At 63.1% G+C, this 20,004-nt stretch carries 20 protein-coding genes; 10 read left to right on the top strand and 10 right to left on the bottom strand.

Annotated elements, in window-relative coordinates; translation table 11 throughout:
- The first annotated feature begins 212 nt into the window (after positions 1-212).
- Together FJ948_RS30825 and FJ948_RS27360 are read left to right on the top strand one after the other, a co-directional pair.
- Complete coding sequence (locus FJ948_RS30825; protein WP_246677639.1) at positions 213-1,238, top strand: hypothetical protein; 1,026 nt, start codon at positions 213-215, stop codon at positions 1,236-1,238.
- Positions 1,239-1,301: 63 nt separating this feature from the next.
- Entirely contained in the window at positions 1,302-1,901 is a 600-nt protein-coding gene (locus tag FJ948_RS27360) for a hypothetical protein (protein WP_140709965.1), read from the top strand.
- A gap of 116 nt (positions 1,902-2,017) precedes the next feature.
- Here the strand turns inward: FJ948_RS27360 and FJ948_RS27355 are convergent, their stop codons facing one another.
- Entirely contained in the window at positions 2,018-2,941 is a 924-nt protein-coding gene (locus FJ948_RS27355) for a LysR family transcriptional regulator (RefSeq protein ID WP_140709963.1), read from the bottom strand.
- A gap of 128 nt (positions 2,942-3,069) precedes the next feature.
- On the opposite strand from FJ948_RS27355, the gene FJ948_RS27350 reads away from it, so the two are divergent.
- The 3 genes from FJ948_RS27350 (at position 3,070) to FJ948_RS27340 (ending at position 5,868) form a co-directional block, all read left to right on the top strand.
- The gene (locus FJ948_RS27350; RefSeq protein WP_140709961.1) at positions 3,070-3,588 is read left to right on the top strand and encodes a cupin domain-containing protein; all 519 of its coding nucleotides are present in this window, start codon (positions 3,070-3,072) and stop codon (positions 3,586-3,588) included.
- 15 nt (positions 3,589-3,603) lie between these two features.
- Positions 3,604-4,521 (top strand): alpha/beta hydrolase fold domain-containing protein, encoded by a 918-nt coding sequence (locus tag FJ948_RS27345; protein WP_210242292.1) that lies wholly within the window; start codon positions 3,604-3,606, stop codon positions 4,519-4,521.
- 144 nt (positions 4,522-4,665) lie between these two features.
- Entirely contained in the window at positions 4,666-5,868 is a 1,203-nt protein-coding gene (locus FJ948_RS27340) for an MFS transporter (protein WP_140709960.1), read from the top strand.
- A 50-nt stretch (positions 5,869-5,918) separates the two neighbouring features.
- Here the strand turns inward: FJ948_RS27340 and FJ948_RS27335 are convergent, their stop codons facing one another.
- The gene (locus FJ948_RS27335; RefSeq protein ID WP_140709958.1) at positions 5,919-7,925 is read right to left on the bottom strand and encodes an EAL domain-containing protein; all 2,007 of its coding nucleotides are present in this window, start codon (positions 7,923-7,925) and stop codon (positions 5,919-5,921) included.
- A gap of 294 nt (positions 7,926-8,219) precedes the next feature.
- On the opposite strand from FJ948_RS27335, the gene FJ948_RS27330 reads away from it, so the two are divergent.
- Positions 8,220-9,254 carry a class I SAM-dependent methyltransferase gene (locus tag FJ948_RS27330; protein ID WP_140709956.1) on the top strand — a complete coding sequence of 345 codons (1,035 nt, stop codon included), beginning with the start codon at positions 8,220-8,222 and terminating at the stop codon, positions 9,252-9,254.
- Between the two features lie 81 nt (positions 9,255-9,335).
- Here FJ948_RS27330 and FJ948_RS27325 read toward each other — a convergent pair whose 3' ends face one another.
- On the bottom strand, positions 9,336-9,629 hold the full coding sequence (locus tag FJ948_RS27325; RefSeq protein ID WP_140709954.1) for an HlyU family transcriptional regulator: 294 nt from the start codon (positions 9,627-9,629) through the stop codon (positions 9,336-9,338).
- Positions 9,630-9,672: 43 nt separating this feature from the next.
- Positions 9,673-10,314 carry a TetR/AcrR family transcriptional regulator gene (locus FJ948_RS27320; protein WP_140709952.1) on the bottom strand — a complete coding sequence of 214 codons (642 nt, stop codon included), beginning with the start codon at positions 10,312-10,314 and terminating at the stop codon, positions 9,673-9,675.
- Between the two features lie 177 nt (positions 10,315-10,491).
- Between FJ948_RS27320 and FJ948_RS27315 the strand changes: the two genes are divergently transcribed.
- Both FJ948_RS27315 and FJ948_RS27310 read left to right on the top strand, forming a co-directional pair.
- Positions 10,492-11,169, top strand: coding sequence for a PspA/IM30 family protein (locus FJ948_RS27315; RefSeq protein WP_140709950.1), 678 nt, complete (start codon positions 10,492-10,494; stop codon positions 11,167-11,169).
- A gap of 64 nt (positions 11,170-11,233) precedes the next feature.
- The gene (locus FJ948_RS27310) at positions 11,234-11,494 is read left to right on the top strand and encodes a YiaA/YiaB family inner membrane protein (protein ID WP_135898198.1); all 261 of its coding nucleotides are present in this window, start codon (positions 11,234-11,236) and stop codon (positions 11,492-11,494) included.
- Between the two features lie 336 nt (positions 11,495-11,830).
- Here FJ948_RS27310 and FJ948_RS27305 read toward each other — a convergent pair whose 3' ends face one another.
- Positions 11,831-12,529 (bottom strand): PadR family transcriptional regulator, encoded by a 699-nt coding sequence (locus FJ948_RS27305; RefSeq protein ID WP_140709948.1) that lies wholly within the window; start codon positions 12,527-12,529, stop codon positions 11,831-11,833.
- 272 nt (positions 12,530-12,801) lie between these two features.
- Between FJ948_RS27305 and FJ948_RS27300 the strand changes: the two genes are divergently transcribed.
- A complete protein-coding gene (locus FJ948_RS27300) occupies positions 12,802-13,059 on the top strand; it encodes a DUF2798 domain-containing protein (protein WP_140709946.1) in 258 nt (85 codons plus the stop codon).
- Positions 13,060-13,108: 49 nt separating this feature from the next.
- Here the strand turns inward: FJ948_RS27300 and FJ948_RS27295 are convergent, their stop codons facing one another.
- From FJ948_RS27295 to FJ948_RS27285, 3 genes are all read right to left on the bottom strand, one after another.
- Positions 13,109-13,477 carry a DCC1-like thiol-disulfide oxidoreductase family protein gene (locus FJ948_RS27295; RefSeq protein ID WP_140709944.1) on the bottom strand — a complete coding sequence of 123 codons (369 nt, stop codon included), beginning with the start codon at positions 13,475-13,477 and terminating at the stop codon, positions 13,109-13,111.
- A gap of 20 nt (positions 13,478-13,497) precedes the next feature.
- Positions 13,498-13,761, bottom strand: coding sequence for a DUF333 domain-containing protein (locus tag FJ948_RS27290; protein WP_140709942.1), 264 nt, complete (start codon positions 13,759-13,761; stop codon positions 13,498-13,500).
- A gap of 85 nt (positions 13,762-13,846) precedes the next feature.
- Positions 13,847-14,140 carry a GYD domain-containing protein gene (locus FJ948_RS27285; RefSeq protein ID WP_140709940.1) on the bottom strand — a complete coding sequence of 98 codons (294 nt, stop codon included), beginning with the start codon at positions 14,138-14,140 and terminating at the stop codon, positions 13,847-13,849.
- Between the two features lie 269 nt (positions 14,141-14,409).
- Here FJ948_RS27285 and FJ948_RS27280 point away from each other — a divergent pair, with 269 nt between their 5' ends.
- Positions 14,410-15,468, top strand: coding sequence for a TauD/TfdA family dioxygenase (locus FJ948_RS27280; protein ID WP_140709938.1), 1,059 nt, complete (start codon positions 14,410-14,412; stop codon positions 15,466-15,468).
- A 59-nt stretch (positions 15,469-15,527) separates the two neighbouring features.
- Here FJ948_RS27280 and rpoD read toward each other — a convergent pair whose 3' ends face one another.
- Both rpoD and dnaG read right to left on the bottom strand, forming a co-directional pair.
- The gene (gene rpoD, locus FJ948_RS27275) at positions 15,528-17,552 is read right to left on the bottom strand and encodes an RNA polymerase sigma factor RpoD (protein ID WP_140709936.1); all 2,025 of its coding nucleotides are present in this window, start codon (positions 17,550-17,552) and stop codon (positions 15,528-15,530) included.
- Between the two features lie 425 nt (positions 17,553-17,977).
- Entirely contained in the window at positions 17,978-19,912 is a 1,935-nt protein-coding gene (gene dnaG, locus FJ948_RS27270) for a DNA primase (RefSeq protein WP_140709934.1), read from the bottom strand.
- Between the last annotated feature and the right edge of the window lie 92 nt (positions 19,913-20,004).

Below are 20,004 nucleotides of genomic sequence, written 5' to 3'. Positions count from 1 at the left end.
CCTACTTTTGCGCGGGCGCCCGTTGGCACGAACCGGGCTTTTTTGATTCACGTCCACCTCCTGTGGATTGGTCTGAAATGGAATGATCTGCGCCCCGGACAGTCGTCATTTGACGGTATGCGTATTTGTTGCCTCCCTGCAACAGTGGTCACATGTAGCCTTAGTTTAAAGTGCAATTTTATGCGAACCCACCGAATCTAATGAGATTGTAGTTGACAGCTTTCTTCGGCGCGAACAGGCTTTGGCGGGGAATAAAGCTTGATAACGGGGGTGGGCTTATGACGGATACTCAAAGACATAACGAATATGTAAGTTCGCTCGGTTGGCTGCCGGTTTTGGTGTTGTTTTTTATGACCGCAATTTTCTGGACGGCACCTGCTTCGGCACAGGTCGTTTTCGGCGGCGACGCCGGCGATCCCGAAAACACGATCTGCAGCTTTGCCGGCGTGATCGGCACAACGATCAATGACGATTGTAGTAACTCGGACGACTATTTTGTCCCCGCGCCAGGAATCACGATAGGCCCGAGCGGCAGCCAGATTAACTTCGACGCCGCGACAGGAGCCGCCACGTTCGGTGGGGCGGTCGACATGGGCGGCAATGTTGTAAAAAATGTTGGCACCCCGACCGCGGGGACGGATGCAGCCAACAAGGACTATGTGGACGGTGTCGTGGGCGATGCTTCGGCAAAGAACGTAGAGCAGGACGGAAGGCTTGACGCCGTCGAAGCCAAGAATACCGAGCAGGATGGCCGGCTCGACAGCGTCGAGACAAAGAACACCGAGCAGGATGCGACACTCACCGATCACGAGACGCGGATCACGCAGACGGAAACCAAGAATACCGAGCAGGACACACGGCTCGATGGCCACGACACCATGCTGGCATCCCTCGATACCCGCGTAACGACAAATACAACCGACATTGCCGTCCTGGACGGACGGGTCGGCGCCCTGGAAAGTGGTTTTGCCGATCTAGGCAACCAGATTTCAGAGAACCGGACCGAGGCTCGGCAGGGCATCGCGGCGGCTATAGCCATGACGACGGCGCCAATGCCATCTGCTGCCGGCCGCACGAGCTGGGCCGGCAATGTCGGCTATTTCAAAGGTGAAACGGCGTTCGGCGGCTCATTTGCTCATCGCTTCGATTTCAACGAGCCTTTCGCGCTCACCGCTGGCTATGCCTATGGCGGCGGCAGCAGCCACGGTTTCCGCGTCGGCTTGGCGGGCGAGTTCTAGCACCTGGCTACTTTTCGGCGAATGGTGCCGAAGCGGCCGGCAGCGTTGCCGGGAGGGTTTGGAATGCGCGGATTTGCCCGGCTGACAGCACTGCTTCTGGCCCTGTTTTGCATCCAAACAACACCGGCATATTCTCAGGCGAAAAAGGACGACCGATCTGCCCCGAAGGCATCCGAGGGTCCAAAGCCGGCCAATATCGACCACAACGGCATTCTGATCCTGATCCGATCCACATTGCTGGCCCTGGACAACGCCAACAAGACCGGAGACTATTCCGTCCTGCGCGAGCTGGGCGCTCCAGATTTCAAAACGAACAACCCTGCCCGCCTGGCTGAGGTTTTTGCAAAACTGCGCAACGAGCAGCTTGATCTCAGCGGTGTCGCAGTGCTCGAGCCCCAGCTGACATTGACGCCGCAGATCGAAGCCAACGGAATGTTGCATATGGCGGGCTTTTTCCCGTCGGCTGCCATGCAGCTGAACTTTGAATTTGCCTTCGCCCCTGTCGACCGGCAATGGAAGATATCGGGCATGTCTGTCAGACTAGGCGCCAGCACGCCGTCGGCCCCCGACAATGCCCCGGCTGTAGCGCCCGCACCATCTCTGGAGAAACCAGAAGCGCCAGCCGCCGCCATCTCCACAAAACGTCAGATCAAAAAGAAATAAACAGGCAGACCGTCTTCCGCAGTGCCAGGTTCATGCGTGAGCGCCTCGACAAGTCCCGCTGCGCAGATCCGAGTCGCGGCGTGGTCGTCGTCTGCCCAATTGACTCAGGCAGGGCATCAATCCGTTCCGGCGATGCCACCTTGCCAATGCTCGTTGGGAACCGAAACCTCGCGCATGAAATCCACGAAGCTGCGCACGGTCTGCGACAGCTCGCGCTTGCTCGGAAAGAGCAAATTGACCTCGACGGGCGCGATGTCCCAATCGGTGAGCAGCGGGACGAGACGCCCTTCGGCGAAATCATCGACGCACAGATAGGTGGACAGCACGCCGAGGCCCGCGCCATTGCGGACAAGCTGGTGGATGGTCAGCGCTTCATTGACGCTGACCCGGTTGCGCACATCGACGGTGGCCATCTCGCCCGCTCGGTGGAAATGCCACCTTCGCGTCCGGCCGTCGCCACGGGGCATTTCGATGCACTCATGCGTGGACAGATCGGCCGGCATCAGCGGTGTGCCTTGGCGGGCGAGATAATCCGGCGCGGCGGCGAGGCAGCGACGCACACTGCCCAGGCGTGTCGCCACCAGCGCTGAATCGGGCAAAGGCCCCATGCGGATCGCCACGTCTACGCGCTCGGCGACAAGGTCGAGGTCGCGGCTCGTCAGGTCGAGCGCCACGTCGACATGGGGAAAGCGGGCAAGGAACGCCGGCAGATGCCGTGACAGGACATTGATGCCGAAGCCGATGCCGGCACTGATCCGCAGCACACCGCGTGGCTCGCCGGCCAGGCTCTCGACATAGGTCACCGTCTCGTCGATCCGCGACATCAGGTCGACGCAACGCGTCCGCAGCGCTTCCCCGGCGGCGGTCAGGATCACCGCGCGGGTGGAGCGCTGGAACAGTCGCACACCCAGTTGCTGCTCAAGCCGGGCAATGTCGCGGCTGACCGTCGACTTCGGCAGGCCGAGCGCGCGGCCGGCGGCCGAGAAGCTGCTGGTCGCCGCCACTTTCTCGAAGACACGCAGGTCGTTGAGATCGATCATGCCGGCGACTGTTCCATCCGCGGGACAGTGAGTCCAGCCGGTCGAACGAGCTTTTTGCTGCCTTGGCGCCAGCCAGCCGCTACCACTGACAGAAGGCTGGGGAGCCTCGCCGACCGTGGAGATCAGACATGCCTGAATTGACAATTCCCGCCGACGATCCCAACCGCCAGCTGTCGATTGTCGATCCCGACGATCCGTCGCTCCAGCATCTGGCTGTGGTGGGCGACACCTACACGGTCCTGCTTTCCGGCGCGCAGACGGCTGGGCGCTTCTGCCTCATCGACATGAAGGTTCCCGATAGCGGCGGCCCCGGTCCGCATCGACACGATTTCGAGGAGATGTTTCATCTCCTGGAGGGCGAGATCGAATTCACCTTCCGTGGCCAAAAAAGCGTGGCCAAGGCAGGCATGACGGTGAACATCCCCGCCAACGCGCCGCATTCCTTCAAGAATGTCTCGGGCGCGGATGTGCGCATGCTGTGCCTGTGCGCGCCGGCGGGACAGGAGGCGTTCTTTGCCAGGGTCGGCACGCCGGTCGGCAGCCGCACCGCCCCTGCTCCGGAACTCAGCCCGGCGGAATTCGGCGCCTTCCTCGCCAAGGCAGCGGCACTTGCGCCGGAATTCCGCACCGAGCTTCTGAAACCATAATCCGGACAGGCCATCATGAGCGTCGAAATCCACCCCCAGGACGAGCATGATCGCACCGTCATGCGGGCGATGCGCGACATGCTGGCGACGCTGCCGGCACTGGAATTTGCGCCGCCGTCACGGCCGGCCTTCGAAGAGCTGATGCAACAGACGCCCGTCGCCGACGGCATCAGCTTCGAGACAGGTATGGTCGGGGCGGTAGCGGGCGTGTGGTGCCGGCCAAAGGCCGACGCGGCGCGTGCGGCCATCCTCTACCTTCATGGCGGCGCCTATGTTCTGGGTTCCGCCGTCGGTCATCGCAATTTCGTCAGCCAGATCGTGCTGCGCGCCGGCGCGCCGGCCTTCATTCCCGACTACCGGCTGGCGCCCGAGCACGCTTTTCCGGCCGCCATCGACGATGCGCAAAGTGTATTCACCGGACTTTGCGACCTCGGCCATGAAGCGATCGCGCTTGCCGGCGACTCGGCCGGCGGTGGCCTCGCACTGTCGCTGCTGGCGCTTGTCGCGGCCAAAGCCAGGCAAGGCACCGGCGTCATGCCGCGCTGTGCGGCGTTGATGTCGCCTTGGACCGACCTTGCCCTCGCTGGCGGTTCGATGCTGACAAGGGCGGCCACCGATCCGCTGGTAAGACGCGACGAGCTGAAAAAGGCGGCCGACCTCTATCTCAAAGGCGCCGATCCCATCGATCCACGCGCCTCGCCGCTCTACCAGCACCTGGGCGGGCTGCCGCCGCTGCTGATCCATGTCGGCGATGACGAAATCCTGCTCGACGATTCACGCCGCGTGGCAGAAGCGGCGTCGAGCGCCGGTGGCGAGGCGGCACTGCACATCTGGGAAGGCATGACCCATGTCTTTCCCTCCAACCTTGCCCAATTGCAGGCCGCGCGCCAGGCTGTCGACATGATCGGAGCGTTCATGCGCCAGCACCTCTAGGCGTCGGCGCATACACTTCGCTGGACCCAGAAAAAAATCGATCTGGAATGTCGATTCGAGCGCGCCCCGGGCGTCCTTCGGGCGCAACCGGAATTGCCGGGCGGCGTCGGATGACCGATCCTGCTCCCGGCATGGGAGAAAACCATGAGCCATTCCTACCGTTGGGTCATCGTCGCGGCTGGCGCGCTGATGTCCTGCGTCGCCATCGGCACGATGTTTTCGCTGGCGATCTTCCTCGAACCGATGGCGCTCGACACGCAATGGTCGCGCGCCGGCATTTCGAGCGCCATGACGCTCAACTTCCTGGTGATGGGCCTTGGCGGCTTCGCCTGGGGTGCCCTGTCCGACCGGTTCGGCGCCCGCATCGTGGTCACCATTGGTGCCGTGCTGCTCGGGCTGGCGCTGGTGCTGGCGAGCCGCGCCGGCTCGCTTCTCAGCTTCCAGATCACCTATGGCGTGCTCGTCGGACTCGCCGCCAGCGCCTTCTTCGCGCCGATGATCGCGCTGACCTCAGGCTGGTTCGACACCAATCGCGGACTGGCCGTATCGCTGGTCTCGGCGGGCATGGGCGTGGCGCCGATGACGATCTCGCCCCTGGCCCGCTGGCTGATCTCCACCTATGAATGGCGCACCGCCATGTTCGACATCGGCCTCCTGGCCTGGGTGCTCCTGCTGCCGGCCGTCCTTCTGGTGCGCCAGCCGCCGAAACCCGCCGCCGCCGATGCCGCCGCGGCGCGCGTGGCCGAAGGCGACGGCCTCACGGTCGGCCAGGCGCTGCGCTCGCCGCAATTCATCGTGCTGGGGCTGACCTTCTTCGCCTGCTGCGCGGCCCATTCCGGCCCGATCTTCCACATGGTCAGCTACGCCATGCTGTGCGGCGTCGCCCCGATGGCCGCTGTCTCGATCTACAGCGTCGAGGGCCTGGCCGGCCTTGGCGGCAGGCTGCTCTACGGCGTGCTGGCCGATCGGCTGGGCGTCAAGCCGGTGCTGATCGCCGGGCTGGCGATCCAGGCGATCGTCATTGCCGCCTATCTCTCGATCAGCCAGCTTGACCAGTTCTATATGCTGGCTGTCGTCTTCGGCGCCACCTATGGCGGCGTCATGCCGCTCTACGCCGTGCTCGCCCGCGAATATTTCGGCCAGCGCATCCTCGGCACAGTGTTCGGCGCCGCCACAATGCTCTCCAGCCTCGGCATGGCGCTGGGGCCGCTCGCCGGCGGCATGATCTTCGACGCCTATGCCAGCTACCATTGGCTGTTCATTGGCTCGGCGCTTATCGGCCTGGGGGCGGCGGGCATAGCCATCGCCTTCCCGCCCCTGCCGCGCAGGGCGTTGCAGGCGGCGTAGACGGCAAACGGGGCCTGGCAGGCGGATGGCCGGTCAAGCCACCGGCGCCGTCACGCCGACTTGAGGATCGTGAAGGGCCGTTTTTGAATGGCCCGCTTGCCCTGGAAGCTAGCGGCCGGAGCCGGGCGGCCGACATGAAAGCCCTGGACCTTGTCGATGCCGAATTGGCGCATGAGGGCCATCTGCTCTTCGGTCTCCACCCCTTCGACAAGGATTTTGTGACCGCGATTTCTGACCAGCGCGATGATGTCCTGCAGCATTGCCATGCCCTTGGGAGTGCCGCAGTCATGGAGAAACGAGCGGTCGATCTTGACGGTATCGAAATCGATGAGACGAAGCCATGAAAGGCCGGCGAAGCCCGTCCCGAAATCATCGAGCCAGATCCTGATGCCGAGCAGCTTCAGATCGCTGATGCAGCGCAGGATGTCGGAGTGCATCTCCATCTCCAGGCCTTCGGTGATCTCGAAGGCCAGCCTGTTGCCGGTCACCCCGGTCTCTCCCAGAATGGTTGCGACCGATGTCGCGAAACCGGGCGTCTTGAGCTGGATCGGCGAGACGTTGACGCTGACGACGCGCACATGATCCCGCGCCAGGAGCTCGGCGCATACGGTCCTTATCGCCCAACGCCCGAGTTCGAGGATGGCGCCGGTCCGTTCCGCGACGGGAATGAACAGGCTCGGCGGAACCAGGGTGCCGTCCAGCATTTTCAGGCGCATCAGCGCCTCCACGGCCTCGAACTTGCCCGACGCGACGTCCTGGATGGGTTGATAGACGAGCGAAACCAGGTTCTGGCCGATCGCGATCTTCAGCAAAGCCGCGAGGTTCTCGCTCTCGTCGCTGCTCTGGGGGTCGGTCGGATCGAACAGCCGCGCACAGTTTCGACCGCTGGCTTTCGCCAGATAGAGCGCCCGATCGGCTTCGTGGATGATCTTTTCCAGCTTGGCGGCGGTCTGCTTCCTGGTGAATGCCGCGCCCACGCTTGCCGTCACGATCGAAATGCCATCGCGCCGCAGCTCGTGCGCGATGGCCAGGCTCTCGACCGTGCGGCAAACGGCCTCGGCGAGATCCGCGACCTGGTCTTTCTTGTCGATGCGCGCGAGCACGATGAATTCCTCACCGCCATAGCGGCCGATGGACCCATCATACTGCTTGATCATCTCGCTGAGCGCATTGGCGACCTGGATGAGGCAGCGGTCGCCCTCCTGATGGCCATAGCAGTCGTTGAACTTCTTGAAGAAGTCGACATCGATGAGGATCGCCGCGAAACCGTTGCCAAGCTTTTGCCAATCGCTCCAGTAGTCGCGCAGCTTCTCGTCGATCGCCCGCCGGTTCTCCAGACCTGTCAGCGGATCCGTCCGCGACAGTCTGAGCAAGGCCCGGCCACGCTCGGTTGCCTCATTGTGCTGGATCTTGGCTTCCAGCGCGTTGAGGAAGACGTTGTAGCGCTCTTCGTTCAGCTTCCAGTTCACATAGGACGTGAACGTGAAGCACGAGACGTAGAAGGTGCCAAACACCATCTTGTACGTCAGCGATGCGGGCACAAAGTAGTTGACGACGTACAAGATGCACAAAATTATCGTGGAGGTGACAATGGAAACCCTGAAGCTGAAGGTAAAAAACAGATTGGCACTCATCATGAAAATGGTGCCGAAAACCATATAGTATGCGACGCTTTCCCGGTCCGCGCCGCCCATGGCCGGACACAACCAGCCGATATAGCCGAAGATGATCGCAGCGGCGCAGGTCACGTCGAGCCAGCCCGTGGCCGCTCCCCGGCGCAGCTGTGCTTCCAGGGTCAGGAGCGCGGTCACCCCAACCACGAAGCGCGCCGTGATCGTATAGACCGCCACGTCGGGGATCAGCAGCAGATCCGTTGCCGAAAACAGGAGATAGATGGCGACGGCGATCCAAAGCCCTGGCCTGGCTTCCTTTCTCCGCACCGCCTGAACTTCCTTCTGGAAGAGGCTGCGAAGCTCGTCGGCCCCCGGTTCGTGACGTTGTTCGAACGGTTCCACATGCGCGATATCAGCCGATCCGGATGACACGCGTTCGTTCATGAGGACAAACCCCGTTTGCCGGGGATCCTGTATGCGGACCTCATTTCTCGCCTCTGCCCCCACGCGGGCTGACTCCCTTGGGACGCGACAGGGATCGCGACGCTGCCCTGATCATGCAGTCGCTCGAAACAAGTTTCCGTTAACTCGAACCCGGAATTCGCGCCGGGAAAAGCCCAACGATCCAAGATGGTTACCGGGAAATTAATCATACTGATAAAATGCCCCCGGGCCGACGTTGGCAAAACGGGCATTCTAGGCAATAAGTTAACTGACTGTTAACTATGGAGTTCCGGTGTGCAAACCATCTTCGATGGCCAGAGTCTGATTACCGCCGAGACGATCGCGGGGGGGCTGCGTCGGGGAAAGCCCGAGCATCATGGCGAAGCGTTCGAAACCGCTCGCGTCGAGCTTGCGCTCGTTCTCCACACGACACACCAGCAAATCGAACAGGGAAAAGCCCCCGCCGAGATCATTCGTCGGCTGATGTCGTTTCTCGAAGCGTTGCATGGCAGGCTTCATCCGGACGTCTGGCAGGCCTTGATACCGGTGGCGCAGGGCCACCCGATCATGCAGTACTTTCTGGAAGACCCGCTGACCCGGTGGTCCTTCACCAAGCCCAGGGGTTATTCCGGCGACGCGGAGCTGCTCGACTACATCTATTGCGACCCGCACGTGGCCGAAAGCGTGGCAAATGCATCGGAGCTCGGCAAGGCCCTCTATCGCTACACCCAGGACGTGCCGTCCTGCGTCGCGGCCCGGGAGCGGCGCGATCTTTTGACCCGTTACGTCGATGAGGCCGCGGACAGGAATGGCCCGCAAACCGAGGTGCTGGCGATCGCGGCCGGCCATTTGCGCGAAGCCAACCGTTCGGCCGCGTTGGCGGAAGGCCGCCTCAAGCGTTGGGTTGCGCTCGATCAGGACCCCCAGAGCGTCGGGCTGATCGCGCGCGACTTCCGGGGCACGGCGGTCGAAGCCGTCGACGGCTCGGTGCGAACCGTTCTCACGCGGAGCCACAAGCTTGGCAAGTTCGACCTCATCTACGCCTCCGGCCTCTACGACTACCTTCAGCACAACGTCGCCGTGAAACTCACGAAAACCTGCCTGCAGATGTTGAAGCCGAACGGGACGTTCCTGTTTGCGAACTATGCCGAAGGCAATCCCGACGCGGGATATCGCGAGACCTTCATGGACTGGGTGCTGCTGCTGCGGTCCGAAGTCGACATGTGGAACATCGTCAACGCCAGCGTAGACCGCAACACCGTCGAGGCCCAGGTGTTCTTCGGCGAAAACCGCAACGTGCTATACGCCGTCATCCAAAAGCGCGGGTAAGACTCGCCTCACGGCGGCCAGGGATCTCGAGCGCTTCAAGCGGAGTGCTCGAGACTTCCGCGCTCGCGGGGAGCGGCAGCCCTACCCGAAAATCCGCTCGCCCTGCTCGTCGACGAGCTGGATGCCTTTCTTGATCGAAATGTCGACGGCGTCGTCCAGCCCGGCGAAACGGTCGGCGCGGATGAATTTGTGCTCCCTCACCACGCCATCGACCTCCTTGGAGACGATGCCGCAGGTCTGATACTGGCCGTCGGTCTTGTAGGGCGTGGCGCTGATCGTGAAGCCCTTGTGCTCGACCTGCTTGGCGGGCGCGGCACTTGCAGGCTCGGCCGCTTCGCCGCCACCGCCGCCGAAAAGACGTTTCAGAAAAGACATCGCTCAAATCTCCTTGTCGCCTGTGATCGCCTTCCCAGGCGATTCACGGCGTTGTTTTCCCAGCATGCGCGAATGTGCCGCCGCGTTCCAGCCCCCTGATGAAGACGGAGACCAGGAGCGCGATCTGCTGGTCGATCTCGTCCCCCTGCCGGCGCACGGACCTGGCCGCATAGCCGCTGGTGACGATGCCGTGTACGCTTGACCAGAGGGTTCGCGCCGCGATCCGGCGCGTGTCCTCGTCCAGATCGAAGCCGCCATCGGCAAGGACGCTGGCGATGATCTCGAACAGCTGGTCGAGCCGCGCCTCATAGACATCGGGCTCGGTCAGCACCGGACGCCGCCTGTTGAAGGCAAGCAGCGCCGGCCAGCTGCCGGGATGCGCCTCGACGAAGCGCACATAGGCGCCGGCCAGTGCCAGCAGGCGTTGGCGCACGTCGGTGATGCCGCGCCGGCCGAGATCGGCCATCGCCGCCGCCCCCGCGACACCCAGCCGGTCGAGCAGGCGCATGTTGACGGCGCGGTGCACACCGTCGAGATCGGAAAACAGATTGTAAACCGAGCCGACCGAGATGCCCGCCTGCTCGGCGATGGTCCTGGCCTTCAGATTGTCCATGCCGCCTTCGTTGAGCAACGCTTCCGCGATGGCCAGCACACGCTCGCCCGTCTCTTCCCTGTCCAGTGCCATGCTTTTCCTTCTGGATATGCCCTTGCGAATGGCCTGCCGCTCCGACCCGACGCCCTTTCGTCTACCATATCCAGGACAACGTGAACAGCGTTCAAAAAAATCCTTGAACAATGTTCATTTACTGATATGTTGGCTTCGTGAACATTGTTCACGGGAAAATTCGAAGGGAGAAGAACCATGCTTAGCCTGATCAGGACATTGCTCGACGGCGCCAGCGCACGGGCCGAGGACGGCCTCAAGGATCGCTTCGCCATCGACCTTCTGGCCCAGCGTATCCGCGACGCCGAGGCGGGACTTGCCGCCGCCAAGCAGACACTTGCCTCACTGATCGTGCGCCAGCGTGCCGAGCAGGCCGGTCTCGACCAGCTCGACAGCCGCCACGCCGACCTAGAGACACGCACGCTGAGCGCGCTGGCCGCCGGCAATGGCGGACTTGCCGAAAGCGGGGCCGCGGCCATCGCCGAACTCGAAAATGAGCGCGAGGTTCGCCGCGCCACAGTGCAAAGCCTCGGCGAAAAAACCCTGCGGATGCGCGTTTCGGTGGAGCGGGCGCACCGCCGCATCATCGACCTCAACCAGGGCATGATCTCGGCCCGCGCCATCGATGCCGAGCGCAAGGCGCAGTCACGCCTCGTCAGGTCGATTGGCCATTCGGCGAGCCTCAACGACGCCGAGGAGCTTCTGGCCCGCATCAAGGGCGCCAGCGACCCGTTCGAGGAGGCCGGCATTCTCGACGAGATCGACGGCGAGCTGCGTCACGATGCGATCCGCGACCGCCTTGCCGACGCTGGACACGGCCCGGCGGTGAAGGTGCGTGCCAGGGACGTGCTGGAACGCCTGAAGACCATCAACTGAAGATTTTTGGACCTGACCACAACCCTATCAAATCCAACTTCGATCCGATCAAGGGAACACGACAATGAACGGCAATCAGACCTACATCATGTTCAACACCATCTCGGTTGGCGCAGCCTATTTCATGCTCGGCCTGTCGCTGTGGCTGGCGCCGGTCGACCTGTCGACCAAAGGCTACTGGGGCATGGGCATCCTGCTGCTCACCGGCAGCCTGGTGAACCTGGTCAAATATCGCACCGACGAACGCATCTCGGCCGAAACCACCGCCAAGATCGAAAAGGCGCGGAACGAAAAGCTGATCAGCGAATATGTCGGCAAGGAATGATGCCGGCATGGCCTGACGGGAAAAGCCCGATAGCCGAGCTTTTTTTGCCGCGCGCGGCAGCCTGGCGCGTGCTGAGCTGATCGACCCCCACTCCGTCTCGGCTTCGCCGAGCCACCTCTCCCCCGATCGACGGGGGAGAGGAAGGCGCCAGGTTTTTTTGTGATCGACGCTTATCCAGTAAGGCTCCCTTCCTTTCCCTCCGGAGGAGGGAAAGGTGGCGCTGCAAAGCAGCGACGGATTGGGGGAACCACCTTGGCAATCAAGCCTCACGCCGATCAAACATGCTTGACCTCCCCTGGCGCAAAGTGGGGCGAGGAACCCCGCTCTTGCCGGGTCTCAGCGATGTGTCAGCGCTTCCAGCGCTTCGGCGGCAGCTTCGAGAATAGCGATCGCCTCGGCCTGCTTTTCGGCCGGGGCATCGACGATGTCGCCGAGCGCCGCGCGCAACCGGTGGCGGACGGCGCGGAATTCGTCACGCGTTTCCGAACGCTCGCCACGCCCGCCCCGGCCGCCGCGACGGTCCTCGCCATCATCGTTCCAGCCGAACCAGTCGCGCGCCTTGGCCATCTTGCGGCCGAAGCGTTCGAGGTGTTCGAGCACGCCGTCGATCATGTCTCGGTTGTCGGCCAGATGCGCCTGGCCCGCCTCGGTGATCGAAAACACCTTCTTGTTGCCTTCGCTCGACGAGACGGCATAGCCGGCCTCTTCCAGGAAGGTCAGCGTCGGGTAGACCACGCCTGGGCTCGGGCTGTAGATGCCGCTGGTGCGCTCTTCCAGCGCCTTGATGATGTCGTAGCCATGGCGCGGCGCCTCGGCCAGCAGCGACAGGGTGATCAGCTTGAGGTCGCCGTCGGCCAGCATGCGCCCGGCGCGAAAGAAGTCGCCTGGGCCGCCGCGACCACCACCGCCCCTGCCCCCGAACGGACCGTAACCGCCGCCCCCCCTGCCGCCGAATTTACCGGCCATGTGCATGAACATGCGCTCGCCGAAATGATGATGGCCGGAATGATTGTGCCCAAAATTGTGCTTGTGCATTTGATTGCTCCTTGAGTTCTATCTTACGATATATCTTAATTAGGCGTACCCGATCGCCGAGTCAAGATATATCTTACGATGTATCTAAATGTCGCGCTAGAGGCTTGCTTTCGCCGGAACGCGCGGCTAGAAGGCGCTAGAGGGTCAATGACCGCTCCGTAAGCGTCTGACGTCAAGCAACGCATCCACTCCCGGTCCTCCGGGCAATTTCGCCGAAATCGGCGAACGGATGCCACATGCGAGAGACCGGATGCTTCAGGGAAACTCCACAAATGGCTGCAAGACCTCGGCGCGGGAAGCTGCCCGCGCGCTATGCCGCGATCCTCACCCCACTGGTGCTGTCGCTGCTGATGACCTTCATCGTCTCATTCATCTCGACGTTGAAAAGCCTTGGCTTCGACCCGGACCTGCCCTCCATCTGGATGACCGCCTGGGGCTTGTCCTGGCTGGTGGCGTTTCCGACGCTGATCTTGGTGCTGCCGATGGTGCGCCGCATCGTCGGGGTGCTGTGTGAGCCAGCGAGGCGGTAGAACCAGCGATCAGAGGCCCGGGGATTCTCCGGGCCTTCTCATGTCACCGCTACCAGCGGCCCTTGCGCCGGTTCCAGCCGTAGAGGAGATCGGCGAAGCGATCATAGGCAAGGCGGGTCAGCGGCAGCATGAGCCGATTGCCGAACAGGCTAGCCAGCCAGCCCTCGCCCGGCGTGATCCGCCAGACGGCGATCGCGACATCGGCGCCAACGAGGACTCCACCCTTGGCATCGGTCGCATGCAGCCGGCGGCGGATGTCCTCGAGCGAGGCGCCGTGCAACGACAGCGCATCCGGCTCCAGGTTGATGTCGCGGAACTCGACCCGCCCGGCCTTGACCGCCGCGATCAGCCGCCGCTTCTGCCTGCCGATGCCGGCATCGCAGACCGGACAGCGGGTGTTGTACCAGACGGTCAGCATTGGCCCTGCCCTGCCATCAATCACTTGCCGCGCATCGCGGCCTTTGGCCCGATGCATTTGTTGTCGCGAAACAGCGCCCACTCCTCGCACAGCCGTCCGTTGGGCAGGCGGCAAAACCCGTATTCGTTGCCGGCCTTGTCCCTCCTGACCACGAAGCGGCCGCCGATCGCACCGCAATGGACCGATGCCGGATTGGCCATGCCGAGCTGTTTTGGCGGACCGGCATCGGCCTGGGTCCAGGAGAACGCGGCGAGGCTGATGGCCAATATCGAGACATTTCTCATCGCGGTTCTCCCTAGCTCATGACGCAGATCCGTCTTGCGGCAAGATGCCATAAGCGGCAAGGTCCGGAAACGCCGCCGATTTGCATCATCCAAGCGAAGTGATGATCTCGCGGTAGGCGAATTCGGGGAAGGCCTTCATCGTCCGCGTCCTGATGTTGCCGGAAGCAGCGAGCATCAGTGAGAAACGTGCCAGCACCGCGTCGTCGGGCGCCTCGACCACCGCCACCATGTCGTATTCACCCATGGTCAGGTAGAGCGCCTTGAACGATCCGCCCATCTCGCCCAGTTGCTTCCTGGCGGCATCGAGCCGCTTGGGTGACTCGCGCACATTCTTGGCGCGCTGCTCCGTCCAGCTCATCAGCACGATGTAGCTTGTCATGGCACACCTCCCTCCGGGGCCACGGAGGACGGCGCTCAGGCCGTGGATCTGTCGACACGGCCTCGACCGGGGCGGCTTCCGGGTTGTCGCCCGAAAATGCATCCGACATCGGATTATCCTCCCGCTGCCAACGTCCCGCAAGCACTACCGCGCCGGCACCATGAGGGAACGGCCAATTGAAGCCAGTTTAAAACACAGCTTGATTGCGGCAATCTCCGTCGTGGCCTCAGCCCGGCAAAACGTTCGAGGCCAGCCAGCCGGAGAACCTCATGCGCGAGACAACGGACCTGCCGCCGCAACAGATCGACAGTCCCGCCGCCTGGACCGGCGAGGACATGGCAAGGCACCCTGAACGATGGCTTGTCGAACTGGAGCCGCAGGACGTGGCGGAGTTGGAAGCCGCCGCGGCCGGCTTTCTTGCCGGCTCGCGCGATATCGGCGGCCTGACCAAGGCGGATTTCCCCTTGCCCCGTCTGGCCGGCCATCTTGCCGCCCTTCGCGAAAAACTGATCGCTGGCATCGGCTTCGAGGTTCTGCGCGGTCTGCCGGTCGAAAGATATTCCGCCGAGATGGCGGCAACCATCTTCTGCGGTGTGGGCGCCCATCTGGGAAGCGCCCGCTCGCAGAATGCCCAGGGCCACGTCCTCGGCCATATCCGCGACATCGGCGCCAACGCCAGGGACGCCGCCACCCGCATCTACCAGACGGCGGAGCGCCAGACGTTTCACACCGATTCCGCCGATGTCGTCGGTCTGCTCTGCCTGCAAGACGCCATGCAAGGCGGCGAGTCCCTGCTGGTCAGCACGGTGACGATCTACAATGAGATGCGCGAAAGCCGGCCGGATCTCGCCCGCCTGCTGTTTGATCCGATCGCCACCGACCGGCGCGGCGAAATACCCGAGGGCGAGAAACCCTATTTCGAAATCCCGGTGCTCAACTGGCATGCCGGGCTGCTGACCGGTATCTACCAGCGCCAGTACATCGACAGCGCGCAACGCTTTCCCGATGCGATGCGCCTCACTCCAGCCCATGTCGAGGCACTGGACCTCTTCGACAGCCTTGCCAATGTTCCCCGGCTGAACCTGTCGATGCGGCTGCGGCCGGGCGACATGCAGTTCGTCTACAATCATTCGCTGCTGCACGACCGTATGGGTTTTCGCGATTGGCCTGAAACGGCCAAGCGGCGTCACATGCTGCGTCTATGGCTCTCGATCCCCGGCGACCGCCCGCTGCCGGACTGCTTCCGGCAGCGTTACGGCTCGATCGAGATTGGCGACCGGGGCGGGATCATCGTCAAGGGGACGCGGCTGAACGTGCCGTTGCTTTGACGCCAGAAACGAAAAAGGGCGCCAACCGGCGCCCTTGACTCTTCGTCACAAAAACGAACTCAGCTGTCCAGGAAGCTGCGCAGCTTGCGCGAACGGCTCGGATGCTTGAGCTTGCGCAGCGCCTTGGCTTCGATCTGGCGGATACGCTCCCGGGTGACCGAGAACTGCTGGCCGACCTCTTCCAGCGTGTGGTCGGTGTTCATGCCGATGCCGAAGCGCATGCGCAGAACGCGCTCCTCGCGCGGCGTCAGCGAGGCCAGAACGCGCGTGGTCGTCTCGCGCAGATTGGCCTGGATCGCCGCGTCGATCGGCAGGATCGCCATCTTGTCCTCGATGAAATCACCGAGGTGCGAATCCTCCTCGTCGCCGACCGGCGTTTCGAGCGAGATCGGCTCCTTGGCGATCTTCAAGACCTTGCGCACTTTTTCGAGCGGCATGGCGAGCTTTTCGGCCAGTTCCTCCGGCGTCGGCTCGCGGCCGATCTCGTGCAGCATCTGGCGCGAGGTGCGCACGATCTTGTTGATCGTCTCGATCATGTGCACAGGGATGCGGATGGTGCGCGCCTGGTCGGCGATCGAACGCGTGATCGCCTGCCGGATCCACCATGTCGCGTAGGTCGAGAACTTGTAGCCGCGGCGGTATTCGAATTTGTCGACCGCCTTCATCAGGCCGATATTGCCTTCCTGGATCAGGTCGAGGAACTGCAGGCCGCGATTGGTGTATTTCTTGGCGATGGAGATGACGAGGCGTAGATTGGCCTCGACCATTTCCTTCTTGGCGATCGCGGCTTCGCGCTCGCCCTTCTGCACCTGGTTGACGATCTTGCGGAATTCCAGGATCGAGATCGCCGTTTCGGTGGCCAGGTGCTGGATCTCGGCGCGCAGGTCCTTGATCGCATCCTTCTCATTCTTGGTGAATTCCTTCCAGCCGCGCGAGGTCAGGTTGGCGATCGAGCGCGTCCAGTTCGGATCGAGCTCGGATCCCTGATATTCCTTCAGGAACTCCTCACGACGCACGCCGTAGCTTTCGGCCAGCCGCAGGAGCTTGCCCTCGTTCTGCACCAGGCGCTTGTTGATGTCGTAGAGCTGCTCGACCAGCGCCTCGATGCGCGCGGTGTTGAGCGACAGCGACTTCACCGCCTTGATCAGCTGGTCCTTCAGCTCCTTCAGCCGGCGGTCCTGGCTGGGCGACAGCGTGCCGGCGGCGGCAAGCCTGTTCTCGACCTGCTGGTCCTGCAGCTTGCGCAGCTTCTTGTAGGTGTCGGCGATGACGTCGAGCGTCTCCATCACCTGCGGGCGGAGTTCCGCTTCCATCGCCGCCAGCGACAGGCTCGCCTCGTCCTCGTCTTCCTCGTCGTCGTCGCCAATGCCGCGCGTATCGGCGCCGACATTGGTGATGTCGTCTTCATCGTCGCGTCCGCGACGCGGCTTTTCCTCGGCCTTGGGCGCTTCCTCGACGCGTTCGACCACCGGCGCCTGCTTGGCTTCGGGGCCGGCATAGGTGGCTTCGAGATCGATGATCTCGCGCAGCAGGATCTTGGATTCGTTGAGCTCGTCGCGCCAGATGATGATGGCCTGGAAGGTCAGCGGGCTTTCGCACAGGCCCGCGATCATCGTCTCGCGGCCGGCCTCGATGCGCTTGGCGATGGCGATTTCGCCTTCGCGCGACAAAAGCTCCACCGAGCCCATTTCGCGCAGATACATGCGCACCGGATCGTCCGTGCGGTCGGTCGGCTCTTTCTTGGTGGTGGTGGCCGCGACGGCGGTGCCGGTCTGCTCGGCCAGCTCGTTGGCGTCTTCCTCGGCATCGGCGGCGGTGTCGCCGGCCTCGGTCTCTTCGCCCTGCTCGTCGTCCTCGACGACATTGATGCCCATGTCGGACAGCATCGCCATCGTGTCTTCGATCTGCTCGGAGGTCACTTCCTCGGAAGGCAGCACCGAATTCAGCTCGTCCATGGTGACATAGCCGCGCTTCTTGGCGGCCTTGATCATCTTCTTGACAGCATCATCGGAAAGGTCGAGCAGGGGCCCATCGGTGGCGCCTTCGCGTTCGGTCTCGACCTCTTCCTTTTCCTTTGTCGCCATAGTCTTTATCTTCTCCTAGCGGCCGGCCATCGGGGCCGCTCAAGCTGTCGGACCAGTCAAATCGGATACGCCCGTTTTTCTAAACGCGCTTCACCCGGCCTATGAACTGCATCCACTCTTTTGTTTGCTGCATGCCGTTGCCCCAAAACCGGTTCCACTCTTGGGCGGCATACATTAAGTCCAGATTAACCCTGATATCTGTGGCAGCCGGGCCGCCTGTCCAGTGATCAAGTCCCTTGCATCGCTTGTTTCCCGTCGACGCGGGTGCGGGTTAACGTTTCGAATCGTCCTGATTCCGCCATTCTGTCCGAAGGTCAAGCGCCACTGGCATGATTCGCATGAAAAAAGCGAATCAATTACCCGACTTAGCGCGCCTCGCCCCCAAGGGAAGCGTGGCGGCGCCTTCATTTCTGTACGCAGTTGCACTAGGCTCGCCCGGCCCTGCCCGACGATACGCCGAATCCTTCGATCAGCGCTTCCGTCGCTTGTACATCCTGAAATTGCGCCTGAATTTCGATCAGATGGCGGAAGTTTTCGTCCGAAGGATCCGCCTCGAGCGCCGCTTCCGCCTGTTTCAGCTCCTTATGTAAGGTGCGCGCGCTGCGCTGCAAGTGCAGCGCCTGGTTGAGCGCGTCGCGGGCATCCTCGAGCGCCGCCGTTTCCAGCGCAGGCCACTGCCGCGCCCGCTTGATCAGGCCGACGGCGCGCTCCCAGATTTCGGCGCAGCCGGCACGCTCGATCGTCGCCACCACCGCGTGCCGGTCATTGGCCATGTCGTGCGCCATCGCATCGAGGATCGCGGCGTGCAGCCGCGTCAGGTCGGAATTGGCGAGGTCGAGAAACTCGACATGAGCGAAATTCTCGTCGATCAGCGCCGGATGGTTGACCAATGCGACGATGATGGTCGCCTCGCGCACCGACATTCCCTCGCCGCGCCTGACCAGCGCCGACTGGCCGAGGCTTTCGGTGATCGCCATGCGGCCGCCGCCAGGCTTCGCGAATTGGCCGCCGGGTGCGGCTGCCTTGCCCTGCTGTCCCGGTTTCCAGTCCTGGCGCCCTTGCCGCGTATCGCGCTGCGAGCCGAAGAAGCTCTTTTCGCGTTCGCGCATTTCCTGCTGGTAGTGATAGCGCGTGCTTTCGTCGCGGATGCGGCTGGCGAGTTCGCGCAGCGTCTTTCCAAGTTCCGCCCGCCGTTCCGGCGTGTCGAAGACGCCGCCCGCCGTCTCGCGCATCCAGAGCAGATCGACCAGCGGCCGCGCGTCGGCCAGTACGGCGCGGAAGGCGTCCGGCCCCTCGGCCTTGACCAGGTCGTCGGGGTCCTTGCCTTCCGGCAGCAGCGCGAAGCGCGCCGAGCGTCCGGCCTGGACCGAAGGCAGTGCCAGGTCGGCTGCCCGCCATGCCGCCTTCAGCCCGGCCTTGTCGCCGTCGAAGCACAGCATCGGCTCCGGCGCCATGCGCCACAGAAGTTCGAGCTGGTTTTCGGTGAGCGCGGTGCCAAGCGGCGCCACGACGTTCTCGAAACCGGCCTGCGCCAGCGCGATCACGTCCATGTAGCCTTCGACCGCGATCACCGTGCCGCCTTTCGCCAGCGCCTTGCGGGCGCGGGCGAAATTGTAGAGCACATTGCCCTTGTGGAAGAGCTCGGTATCGGGCGAGTTCATGTATTTGGCGAGCGCATCGGGCGCTAGCGCGCGACCGCCGAAGGCGATGATCTTGCCGCGCGAATCCGGGATCGGGAACATGATGCGGTCGCGGAACCAGTCATAGGAGACCGGAATGTCGTCGCCATGGCGCACCAGGCCGCAGGCTTCGATATCGGCTTTCGGCACGCCCTTGGCCGCCAGATGCTCCTTCAGCGCATTGCGGCTGTCGGGCGCGAAGCCGAGCCGGAACGACTGCTGTGTCGCCGGCGTCAGCCCACGATCCCTGAGATAGGCGCGGGCCTTGGCGCCCTCGGGACCTTGCAGGCGTTCCTGGAAGAAGACGGTCGCCATCTCCATGACATCGGTCAGGCTGGCGCGTTCCTTCTCGCGCCGCTCCTCCTGCGCGTCGCGGACCGGCATCGGCACGCCGGCCATGTCGGCGATCTTCTCGACCGCCTCGGGAAAGCTCAACCCCTCGAGTTCGGTGAGGAACTTGAAATGATCGCCCGAGACCGAGCAGCCGAAACAGTGGTAGCGCCCCTTCTTGTCCTCGCAGTGGAAGGACGGGCTCTTCTCGCCATGGAACGGACAGCAGGCCCAATAGTCGCCGCGCGACGCATTGGTCTTCTTGCGGTCCCACGCGACGCGCTGGCCGATGACCGAGGAAATCGGCACACGGTCGCGTATCTCATCGAGGAAGGCGGGTGGAAAGCGCATATGGCAACTCGTTTCGCCACCATATAATCATGCCCGCGATTTCAGACGACCCCTAATGCGGACGATGCCCGGTTTCCACAGGGGCAACAAAA

The organism is Mesorhizobium sp. B2-3-12, from assembly GCF_006442205.1.
Taxonomy (GTDB): Bacteria; Pseudomonadota; Alphaproteobacteria; order Rhizobiales; family Rhizobiaceae; genus Mesorhizobium.
This window is presented reverse-complemented; position numbering and strand designations above follow the sequence as displayed.